This window comes from Pseudomonas sp. BC42 (assembly GCF_021560055.1).
GTDB lineage: Bacteria > Pseudomonadota > Gammaproteobacteria > Pseudomonadales > Pseudomonadaceae > Aquipseudomonas.
The window spans coordinates 3,463,879-3,476,432 of the sequence record NZ_CP091067.1 but is presented as its reverse complement, the minus strand read 5'-3'; the positions used below and the strand labels follow the sequence as shown (position 1 = coordinate 3,476,432).

At 67.3% G+C, this 12,554-nt stretch carries 1 protein-coding gene; it reads left to right on the top strand.

Annotated elements, in window-relative coordinates; translation table 11 throughout:
- Nucleotides 1–66: 66 nt before the first annotated feature.
- Nucleotides 67–12,540, top strand: coding sequence for an SDR family NAD(P)-dependent oxidoreductase (locus L1O02_RS15845; RefSeq protein ID WP_235758245.1), 12,474 nt, complete (start codon nucleotides 67–69; stop codon nucleotides 12,538–12,540).
- The last annotated feature ends 14 nt before the right edge of the window (nucleotides 12,541–12,554 follow it).

Here is a 12,554-nt window from a genome sequence, read left to right as displayed (position 1 = left end):
GCGGGCAGGGAACACAGCCTGACGGGCTGTTGCAGGCACACACGGAACCAGGGATTGGAGAGAGCAGTGGACAGTAAAATCAGGGTTCTGCATGGCAAGATCCAACGGCAGGAAATCAGCCTCGAACAAGCGGCGCTGGAATTCGAGGCCCTCAGGGCCAGCCTGCTGCAGGCGAGCGCGACGCGTCGGATCGAGGTGCCCGCGGCCAGCGCCGGGCTGGAGGCGGCCGCGGTGTATCGCTACGACGAGCCGTGCCTGCGCGATCATCAGTTCGATCACCAGCAGATCCTCCTCGGCCTGACCTACGCCAGCCTGGCGCTGGAACAGGGGCTGGGCCAGCTCGCCGACGGCGAAGCGCTGCGCCTGAACGCGCTGACCTTTGCCGCACCGGTGGCCGTGGCCGAAGGCGAGCAGCTTGAGGTGGCGATCCGTGCCGCCGCGCCCGGCTTCGAGGCCGTGTGCCGCCGCACGCCGCTGGAGCCCTGGCAGGTGGCGGCCAGCGGCGAATTGTCGGCGGTCCGGGTCCAGCCCCCGCCGGCGCTGCCGGCCGGGCTTGTTGCCGGCATGACGGCGCTGGAGCCAGCGTCGATCTACCGGATCAGCGAGCAACTGCAGATTGGCCCGAGCTATCGCACCCTGCAGGCGCTCTACCAGCAGGCCGGTGGCGCCGAGACGTTGTCGCGGGTGGTGCTGGATGATGAGCGCCACTACGCTGTGCATCCGCTGCTGATCAACAGCGCCTTTCTGACCCTGGTTCCGCTGTTGGCCGCCGAGCGACTGGCCAGCCCTTACATTCCCATGGGCATCAAGTCCCTGACCTTGCATCGGCGCCAGGCGCCGTCCAGCGCCTGGATCCATGCCCGACTGCTGAAGAACTCCGGCGAACTGGTGCTGTTCGACGCGGACGTGTACGACGATGACGGCGCCATGATTGCCCAGCTCCAGGGCTGTTCGCTCAAGCGCCTGCGCGGCGCCCGCTTCACGGCCGCGGCGGCGTCGCCGGTGATCCGCGCCGCCGGCAGCGCGGCAATGGAAGACTTCCTGCTGGCCCAGTTGCACGCCCTTGGCGCCCTCCAAGTGGGGAGCCAGCAACGCCTGCGCAACCTGATGGACCTGGGGCTGGAGTCCGTGCAACTGGTCGCTCTGGCCAAGCAAATTGCCAGTGCGGCGCAGATCGAGCTCGAAGCCACGGTGTTTTTCGAGTACCCGAGCCTTGCCGAATTGGCGACCTTCCTCTGGCAGGAGCACCCCGCAGCGTGCACCCGGTTGCTGGGAGAGCAGGGCCCGGCCGAAGCCGCCCCGCGGGCCGAGCCCGGATTGAGCCGCGAAGTACCGGCCACGCTGCAGATGAACCCGCAGTCCCCGGGCGATATCGCCATCATCGGTATGCACGGGCAGTTCGCTGAAGCCGAGGACCTGGATCAGTTCTGGCGCAACATCTGGCACGACCTGGAACTGATCAAGCCCGTGCCGGCGGATCACTGGGACATCACGCCCTGGTTCGACGCCGACCCGCAAGCCAAGGACCGGACCTATTCCCGCTGGGGCAGCTTTATCAGCGATGTCGACAAGTTCGACGCCGGTTTTTTCAACCTGTCCCGCCGCGAAGCCCAGTGGATGGACCCGCAAGTGCGGCTGCTGCTGCAGAGCGCGTACCTGAGTGCCGAGAATGCCGGGGTGATCTCGCGCCTGCGTGGCAGCGACACCGGGGTGTTCATCGGCTCCTGCTTCAACGAGTACGTCGACAAGATCGGCGAACTCGGTCTGCCGATGGACCCCTACATCGCCACCGGCAGCGGCACCATCGCCGCCAACCGGATTTCCTTCTGGTTCGACTTCAAAGGTCCGAGCCTGATGTTCAACACCGCCTGTTCCTCGTCGCTGGTGGCGTTGCACGCGGCCTGCGTGGCGTTGCGCAACGGCGAGTGCGCGATGGCGTTCGTCGGCGGCAGCAACTTGCTGCTGTCGTCCTGGCACTACCGCTATTTCTCGGCCATCCGGGCGCTGTCGCCCACGGGCCGCTGCCACAGCTTCGACGCCCGTGCAGACGGCTATGTGCCGGGCGAATGCGTGGCCACGCTGTTGCTCAAGCCCCTGGCCCAGGCGTTGGCCGAGGGGGATCCGATCCACGGCGTGATCAAGGGGTCGGCGGCGCTGCATGGCGGTTACACACCGTCGCTGACGGCGCCCAGCGTGGCCGGGGAAGAGAACGTGATCGTCCAGGCCTGGCAGAACGCCGCGATCGATCCACGTACCCTGAGTTACATCGAGGCCCACGGCACCGGCACCCGGCTCGGCGATCCGATCGAGATCAATGCACTCAAGCGCGCCTTTGCCCGCTATACCGACGACCGTGGCTTCTGCCATATCGGCTCGGTCAAGGCCAACATCGGCCATACCGAGGGCGCAGCCGGCATTGCCGGGGTGCTCAAGGTGCTGCAGCAGATGAAACACAAAAAGCTGCCGGCACTGGGGCACTTCACGCAGCAGAACCCCCATATCAAGCTCGAAGACTCGCCGCTGGTGATCGACACACAGGGCGGCGACTGGCCGGAGCACGGCGCACCGCGCCGAGCCGGGGTCAGCTCGTTCGGTTTTTCCGGCACCAACGCCCACGCCGTGCTGGAGGAGTATCGCGAGCAGCGCCTGTTCGTCACACACCAGGGCCAGCCGCTGCTGGTGCCCTTGTCCGCGCGCGACGAGCAGCGCCTGCAACAGCAGGTGCTGCGCCTGCTGGAATTTATCAAGCAACACAGCCCGGACCTTGCCGCACTGGCCTACACCCTGCAGACCGGTCGGCAAGCCATGGCGGCCCGGGCGATTTTCCGCGTCGACAGCCAGCTGCAACTGCAACAGCAACTGCAAGCCTGGCTCGATGGCCAGCGGATGGATGCCTTGGCCGCACCGAGCATGACCTGGGAACAGGCCCTGGCCGCTGCCGACCTGGAGCAACTGGCGGCGCTGTGGCTGGCCGCCACGGACGATGAAACCGATAGCGACTGGGCAGGGCTCTATGGCAGCGGGCCTCATCCCGCACGCATCAGCTTGCCGGGGTACCCCTTTGCCAGGGACCGCTACTGGCTGGAGGCGCCGACGCCAGGCGGCACCGTCGGGGCGGAAGAGGCGGTGCCCGCCAGCGCACTGGGCACCTACACCGAACGATGGCTGGAGGCCGAGGAACCGCGCGGCGGCAGCGGCCCCCAGCGGGTGGTCTGCCTGTTGGCCGACCCCGAGCTGCGCCGGCAATGGGCCCGTGCCGTGCACGCCCAGAGCCCGCACACCGAGCTGGTGTTTGTCGCCGCGGGCGCGGCCAACCAACGCGACCGGGAAGGCCATTACCAGGTTGCGGCCGATGATCCGCAGCAGTTGCAGGCCGGGCTGCAACAGGTCCTGGCCGGCGAGTCCACCACCCGGGTCCTGTATCTGTGGAGCATGGACGACGCTCGCTGGCTCGGCGACAGCGGCCCGATCGTCGCCTTGCTCAAGGCCATGGCGGTGACGGCAGCGCCGCTGCAACGACTGCTGCTGGCGGGCCGCGCCGGGGATGGGCTGGCCCGTTGTCACCTGGAGTCGTGGATCGGCTTCGAACGTTCCCTTGGCCCGCTGCTGGACTGCCCCGTCGAGGTGGCGATCGACGTGCCCCAAGGCACCGCCGACCAGCACCGCTGGTTGCAGCGCTTATGGCTGCAGCTCAGCGGTGAGCCGGCAGGCAGCCGCTTGTACCAGGACCGCGAGGTGCGGCGGCCCGTCCTTGCGCCCGTGCCGGTCGAGGCCACTGTCGCGCCACTGGCCCTGGAGCGGCTCGACACCTTGCTGATCACTGGCGGGCTCGGCGAGCTGGGCCTGCTGCTGGCCGGCGAACTCTCGGAGCGGGCACGCCAGCGCCGCGGCGGTCGGTTGCACCTGCTGCTCAACGGTCGGTCCCCCTTGTCACCGGCCACCCAGGCGCGTGTCGCTGCGCTGAACCATGAGCGCTGCCGGGTGTTCCACGTGCAGGCCGACTGTGCCGATCGTCAGGCACTGACGGCGGCATTGGCCCGCGTCCTGGGGCAGAGCGGGCCCATCGACGGCCTGATCCATGCCGCGGGCCTCAAGGCCGCCGGCAGTGTCCTGGCCAGCTCGCCCGAGGCATTTGCCGCGGTGCTGGCGCCCAAGATCACCGCGACCCAGGTGTTGGACGAGGTCTTGGCGGAGCAACCGCTGGCGCTGATCTGCCATTTTTCCTCCAGCTCGGCACTGCTGGGGGACATGGGCGCGTGCAGCTATGCGATGGCCAACCGCTTCCAGCAGGCCTATGCCCGCCATGTCCAGGGCGGGCGTGCCCGGCGCGTGGTGGCGATCAACTGGCCACTGTGGCGCGAGGGCGGCATGGCGCTGGGCGAGCGCGAGTCCACCGAGTTCTACCTCAAGTCCAGCGGCCAGCGGATGCTGGAAAGTGCCGAGGGCCTGGCCTTGCTGGACCGGATTGTCAGCAGTGATATCCCCCAGGTGCTGGTGCTGGCAGGGCAACCGGTGCGCCTGCAGCAGTGCATCGCGGGGATCAACCAACCGACCGCACGCCCCAGGGCCGTACAGCCCTTGGCGGTTGCCCCGCATGCGCCGGCCCATCGCCGTCCCGAGCTCAAGGGCCTGAGCCTCGAACAGGCGCTGGCATGGGACCTGCGGGAGCTTGCGAGCCGGCCGCTGCAGGCCGAACGGCAGAGCCTGGACGAACAGCGCAACCTGGCCGACTTCGGTTTCGACTCCATCAGCCTGGCGGAATATGCCGAGCTGCTGAGCCGGCACTTTGGCCTGAAGTTGACCCCGGAGGTGTTTTTCAGCCATTCGACCCTGGCAAAACTCGCCACGCACCTGCTGGACCAACACCGGCAGGCCGTCGAAGCCTGTTACCTGCAGCCTGTGACCTCGGCGCCGGAGCAGGAGCAGGAGCAGGAGCAGGAGCAGCCAGCGGCAGCGACCGACGCCGTCTCTGCGGGCCCGGCCACGGACACCATCGCCATAATCGGCATCAGCGGGCGCTTTCCCGGCGCTCGCACGCCGGATGAGCTGTGGCAAGTGCTAGCCGAGGGCCGTGATCTGGTGGACGAGATTCCCGCCCAGCGCTATGACTGGCGCGAGCACTATGGCGACCCCCGGGAGAACCCGGCCAAGACCCGCTGCATCTGGATGGCCAGCTTGCCGGGGATCGACGAGTTCGACCCGCTGTTCTTCGAGATTTCGCCCCGTGAAGCGACCCACCTCGATCCCCGGCAGCGGCTGCTGTTGCAGGAGTCGTGGAATGTCCTGGAAGACGCCGGGATTGGCCCCCGTCAGCTGGCCACCCAGCGGGTCGGCATGTTCGTCGGGGTCGAGGAGGGCGACTTCCAGCGGTTGGCCGGGGACGAGAGCCTGACCTCCAGCCACAACGGCATCCTGGCCTCACGGTTGGCGTACTTTCTCAACCTCACCGGGCCGACCATGGCGATCAACACCGCCTGCTCGTCGGCCCTGGTGGCGCTGCACCAGGCGGCCTCCAGCCTGCGTAACAACGAATGCGAAATGGCCATCGCCGCCGGCGTCAATCTGATCTTTTCGGCGGATGCCTTCATCGGCATGACCCAGGCCGGGATGCTCTCGCCGGATGGCAAGTGCTTCACCTTCGATCACCGGGCCAATGGCATGGTGCCGGGGGAAGCGGTGTGCTGCGTGCTGCTCAAGCCGCTGGCCCGGGCCGAGGCCGATGGTGACCGGATCTACGGCACCCTGCGCGCCAGCGGCCTGAACTATGACGGCCGGACCAACGGCATCACCGCCCCCAGCGGGCTGGCCCAGCAACGCTTGCTGGAAGACGTCTATCGCCGCGCCGGGATCGATACCCAGGCGGTGGACTACATCGTCACCCACGGCACCGGCACCCAGCTGGGCGACCCGGTGGAGATCAATGCCCTCAACGATGCCTTTCGCGGCAACCGCGCCGGCCATTGCGCCCTGACGTCGACCAAGACCAACCTGGGCCATACCTTTGCCGCCTCGGGGCTGGTCAGCGTCATCAGCCTGTTGCAGGCCATGCGCCACGAAACCATTCCGGCGAGCCTGCATTGCGAGCAGGAAAACGACTATATCCAGTGGCAACAGAGCCCGTTCTACGTCAACAAGGCCAACAAGGCCTGGCCCCAGGCCGGGCGCGAACAGCAACGCATCGGCGCGGTCAGCGCCTTTGGCATGAGCGGCACCAACGCCCACGTGGTGCTGCAAAGCTACAGCCAACGGCCTGAAGGCACTGGACGGCGGCGCCCTTGCTACCTGCTGGTGCTATCGGCCAAGACCGCCGAGGCCCTGCAGGAGAAAGCCGCACAACTGAACCGGGCACTGGAGCAGGGCGGGTACTGCGACGAGCAGATGCCGGCGATCAGCCATACGCTGCTCGAAGGCCGGCATCACTTCCGCCATCGTCTGGCACTGGTGGCGGCGGACCTGGAGGAGGCGCGCTACGGCTTGCAGCGGTACCTGGCCGGCGAGAAGCGGCCGAACCTGTTTGGCGGTGAAGTGGATCGCGAGTTTGCCCCGCGCAAAACCGTGCTGCGCTACATCGAGCAGTTGCTGGACGACAGCCTGGGCGAGCATGAGGACGAACTTCGCGAACTGTTGTCGGGGCTGGCGGACTGCTACCGCCAAGGCTACGACATCGACGGCCGGCGGCTGTTTGCCCAGCCCCCGGCCCGGGTCTCGCTGCCGGGCTATCCGTTCGCCCGCGAGCGCTATTGGCCCCAGGCCCGCCGGTCTGCAGCGGCCGCTGCCGGGCCGCACACACAGCACCGCCACCCGCTGCTGCAGGACAATATCTCGACCCTGGCACGCCAGTGTTTTGTCAGCCGCTTCAGCGGACGGGAGCGGTTCCTGGCCGACCACCGCATAGGCGAGCAACGGGTGTTCCCCGCCACCGCTTACCTGGAAATGGCCCGTGAAGCGATTGTCCGGGCCAGCGAGCGGCCCATGCAGCAGGTCACGCTGCGCAACATGGTGTGGTTGCGGCCCCTGACCTTTGCCCGGGCCGCAGACGCCGGCGAGGTCGAGCTGTTCTGTGAGCTGACGGGCAACGCGGGCGACAGCCTGTCATTCAAGATCTACAGCCTCGAGGGCACCAAGCAGCACCTGCACGCCCAGGGCGACGCGCTCCTGGCAAATGCTGCCGAGCCCGCACCGCCGGTGCTTGACCGGGCGCCGCTGGAGGCTGAGTGCAACCTGGGCGAGCGCAGCCAGGACGCGCTGTATCGAGATTTCGAGGCCATGGGGGTGCATTACGGCAGCAGCTTCCGCGCCGCCGGGCAGATCCTCATCGGTCGCGACCGGGTGCTGGGGCAGTTGTCCGACACCGCACCGGATCCGCAGATGGATGGCGTGGCGCTGCCTCCGGGGCTTCTCGACAGCGCGCTGCACATCGCCGCCTCCCTGGGGGGCGGGCAACAGACCGCCGCCCCGGCACTGCCCTTCGCCCTGGACAGCCTGCGTCTGTACGGTTCGCTGCAACAGGCCCTGCGCCAGGGCCCGCTGACGGTGGTGGCCAGCCGTGGAAGGGCGAGCGGCGCGGCCCTGGAGAAAGTCGATCTGCAGGTGTACAACCGCGCCGGTGAATGCCTGTTGCAACTGCAGGGCTTCAGCTCGCGGCGTACCGTCGGCGAAGCCCCCGCAGCGGCTCCGGCCGCGCAAGGGACCGCAGCAGCGGCTACGGCAACGGAAGCGCCCTCGCGGGCGGAGGGTGTAGCGCTCGGCCGCCTGATCCGTACCCCGTTCTGGCAGCCCCTGGACAGCCCCGGTGAGGCGTTGCCTGCCGATGCCCGGCCGCAACTGCTGTTGTTGGGGCTGCCGGAGGCGGTGGTGGCCCAGGTGCGCCGCGAGTTCGGCGCCCAGGTCCGGGTGTTGCCCGGAGCTCCCGGGCAGACCGACGCCGCGCTGTACCAGAGCGCGGCCCTGGCGCTGCTGCAGTGCCTGCAGGAGCGGGACCCCGAAGCCGGCGACTATCTGCAGCTGTATGTCGGCCAGGGCCAGGATGACCTGCGCCTGAGTGCCCTGGATGCCTTGCTGAGCAGCGCCATGCTGGAGAACTGCGAGTTGCAGGCGCGGCTGGTGGCGCTGGACCCCGAGATGGGCGACGCGGCGATGAGCCAGGTGATTGCCCGGCAGAGTCGCCTGCACTATCGGCAGCGGGTGCGGGTCTTTGCCAGCGGCAGCCTTTACGCCTGCCACTGGCGCGAGCTGCCCGCGGCGCCGGCGCCCGGCCCCGGCCCCGAGCCATTTCGCGATGCCGGGGTCTATGCCATCACCGGAGGGGCCGGCGGCCTGGGTCTGGTGTTCGCGCAACAGATCGCCAGCCGTTGCCGTCACCCGGTGCTGTATCTGGCCGGCCGCTCGGTCCTGGGGGCCGCCGGGCCAGCGCTGTTCGCGCCGCTGGAGGCCCTGGGCGCGCGGGTGCTCTATCAGCCCCTGGACGTCAGCGACGCGGGGGCCGTCCGCCAGTGGATCGATGGGATTTATGCCGAGCAGGGCGAACTGCACGGGGTGATCCACGGCGCTGGAGTGATCCGCGACAGCCTGATCATGCACAAGTCCGCCAACGACTTCGCCCAGGTGCTGGCGGCGAAGGTCGCCGGCATCGAGGCGCTGGACCAGGCCATCGGCGAGCGGCCGCTGGACTTCCTGGTGTGCTGCTCGTCCCAGGCAGCGCTGGGCAACCTGGGGCAGGCGGACTACGCCTGCGCCAATGCCTGGATGGACGCCTACATGCATTACCGCCAGCACCTGGCTGCCGAAGGCAAGCGCAAAGGCCGTTCGCTGAGCATCAACTGGCCGTTGTGGCGCGACGGCGGCATGGGCCTGGCGCCGGTGATCGAGCAGCAGATGCGTGAACAGTTCGGCATCGTGCCACTGCCCCGGGAAGAGGGCCTGGCCAGTTTGTGCCAGCTGTTGAGTCATTCGCTCAGCGCGCAGGCCTGGGTGGTGTATGGCGAGCGGTCGCGGCTGGCGAGCATCGGTCAGGCCCCCGTCGCCGTTCCCGGGCCGGACACCGCGCCAGCGCCGCAGACCGCCGGGGCAGCCAGCCTCAGCGACAGCGACCTGAAGCAGCACATCGAGGCGTTCGTCACCCGGATCATTGCCAAGGTGACCCAGATCGATGCGGCGAAAATCCATCCGGCGGAAAAGTTCGAAGCCTACGGCTTTGATTCGATCATGGCGGTGGGGGTGACCCAGGAGCTGGAAAAACACCTTGGCTCGCTGCCCAAGACCCTGCTGTTCGAACACGTCAACATTGCCGGCATGGTGCAGCACTTCGCGGTGAAGTATCGCCAACGCTTCATGGCGATCCTGGCGGGGGACGGGCAACCGCCGGCGCCCGCCGTGGCCGCGGCGCCCTGGAGCGCGGCGCCGGACGCAGCTCAGGCGGCCGTTGCTGCGCCCACGCCGCCAGTCCTGGAGGCTGCCCCGAAGCCGGAGCCGGACAGTGACCTGGCGCAGTACGTGGCGGTGATCGGCCTGGGGGGCTATTACCCCGGTGCGCAAAGCATCGACCAGCTGTGGCAGAACCTGGCCAACGGCGTCGACTGCATGAGCGATTTCCCCGCCGAGCGCTGGGACCACAGCAAGCTGTACTACAAGAATCGTGAGGTGCTGGGCAAGACCACCTGCCTCAACGGCTCCTTCATCCAGGACGTGGACAAGTTCGACTACAGCTATTTCAAGATGCCCAAGGTCTACGCCGACCACATGTCGCCGGAAGTCCGGCTGTTCCTGCAGGCGGCGGTGCACACCTTCGAAGACGCCGGCTATTCCCGGGAAACCCTGCAGAGCCGCTATGGCGGCAATGTCGGGGTTTTGATGGGGGCCATGAGCAACGACTATCACTACTACGGTTTCGAACACAATCTGGCCGAAGGCGCCATCGCCTCGGGTTCGGGCATGGCCACCATCCCGATGACGGTGTCCTATTTCTACGGATTGACCGGCCCGAGCCTGTTTATCGACACCATGTGCTCGTCGTCCTCGACCTGTATCCACACGGCCTTCCACATGCTGCGCCACGACGAAACCATGATGGTGCTGGCCGGCGGCCTGAACCTGATGTACCACCCGTACACGGTGGTCAACACCTCACAGGGCAACTTCACCTCGATCACCTCCGAATCGGTCAACAGCTATGGCATCGGCGCCGACGGTACGGTGATCGGCGAGGGCGTCGGGGCGGTGCTGCTCAAGCGCCTGGACCGGGCGGTTGCCGATCGCGATCAGATCTACGGGGTGATCAAGGGCTCGGCCATCACCAATGCCGGCGAACGCAACGGCTTCAACGTGCCCAACCCGGACCTGCAGACCCTGGCGATCCGTCAGGCCATGGAGCAGGCCCAGGTGCACCCGGCGTCGATTTCCTATGTCGAAGGCCATGGGTCCGGCACCCGCCTGGGCGACCCGATCGAGGTGCTGGGGCTCAAGAACGCCTTTGCCGGCGCCACCGACGACAAGCAGTTCTGCTACCTGGGCTCGATCAAGTCCAATATCGGCCACCTGCTGGCCGCCTCGGGGGTGGCCGGGCTGACCAAGACCCTGTTGCAGCTCAAGCATGGGCAGATCGCGCCGTCGATCCACTCGGGCCAGCTCAACCAGGACATCGACTTTGCCGACAGCCCCTTCAAGGTGCCGCAGCAGTTGACCCCCTGGCATCGCCCGCAGCGGCTGGTCGACGGCCGGATGCAGCACTTTCCACGGCGGGCCGGACTGACTTCGATCGCCGCCGGTGGCATGAACGCTCACCTGATCGTCGAGGAGTACCCGCAGCTCGAAGACCCTGCCGGACAGATTGCCGATGAACGCCTGGTGTTTGTGTTCTCGGTGCACAAACTGTCGGTGCTGGCGGACAACCTCAGCCGTTTCCGCGACTGGCTGGCCACCAGCCAGGCGTCGCTGGCACAGATCGCCTACACCCTGCAGGTGGGCAAGAACAACCTGCGCAATCGGCTGGCGATCCGCTGTGCCAACCGCCAGACGCTGCTGGAGGCGCTGACCGCTTGCATCAACGGGCAAGACCACGACGCGGCGTTCTATCGCTTTCAGGAAACCGATGCCGCGCAGTTGCCCACGGCGCATGATCCTGTGGCGTCCCTGCTGAACCAGTGGCTGCAGGGCGAGAACCTGCCGGACTGGGCCGGCCTGTATGAGCGCCAGCCGCAGCGCATCAGCCTGCCGGCCTACGGGTTCGAAAAGAATCGTTGCTGGTACACCGCGCCGGGCTATGAGTCGGCGATCATCAACCCGCTGATGTTCACCGGCAAACTGCACCCGCTGGTGGCCGAGAACTGCTCGACAACGCAAGCGGGGGCGCTGTTTCGCACCGATTTCGTGGCGGCGCAATTGCTCGATTACCTGTACCGGGCGCCGGGCGGGCAACGCATCAGTGCCTTCAATCTGGCCGATGTCGCACTGGCGATGCCGGGGTTGGTCTCGCGGTTCGCCGGCTGCACGCTGTCGGTGTCCTGTGCGTTCGAGCACTTCATCGCCGACTGGGCGACGGTCAGCGCCCTGGCGTATCGCCTGCTGGAGGTGGATGAGGGGCAACTGGAGCTTGACTTCGATGTCCAGCGCCAGGGCCAGCCGTCGCTGAACCTGGGGTTTGCCCTGGTCAACCCACTGACCGGCAACGAGCCGGTACTGGCCCAGTCGGTGCTGGACGCTGCCAGCGAGCTGCTGAACCGTGCATCCAGCCCGGGAGACAGCCACCTGGGCGCCGCCGCCGTGAGCCAGCGACTGGCCGAGGCCGGCTACGATTTCCTGCCCTACCTGGACAACCAGGGCCAGCGGGTCATCAGTGCCCATGGCTTGCTGCTCGAAGGCCGGCCACCGATCAACCGGCACAATCACCACGCCGACAACCTGCTGCTGACGCCTTACCTGGCGACCACCCTGGACAAGGCGATCTACCTGTTGCTCGCCGAGCTGGGGCTGCCCCAGGCACAGGTCATCGTGCGCAATATCGAGCAGCTGTGTTGCTACGAGCAGCCTGCGGGGGTGTTCTCGGTGGTCCTGACCCGGATCGGCCTCGACGACGACGGGTTGTCGTTCTGCCTGCTGGTGCTGGACCCGCAAGCGCGGGTGTGCCTCAAGGCCGATCGGGTCAGCCTGTACCTGGACCAACAGGAACGGGCCGCTGTCCATCGGCATCACCCGTGGCTGGCCGGGGCTGACGCCCCCGCTGTACCCCGGACGGCCTTGCCCATGGGCCAGCCGCTGGACGCCACACCCCAGGAGCCGAACGCCCCAACCGAGGCCGCCCTCGGCCAACGGATCCTGGCGTTCATCCAGCAGGAGTTGCAGCACAAGCTGGGGTTTGCACCCCAGGAGATCGGCCACTCGGTCCAGGTCCACGACCTGGGCCTGGACTCGATCATGGTGATGCAACTGACGGACAGCATTAACAAGCGCTTCGGCACCAAGCTGATGCCCGACCTGTTTTATGAACAGCAACCCCTGGGCGAACTGGCGGCCAAGCTGCAAGCCGTCCAGGCGCCATTGCATTGATCTGAAACATTGAC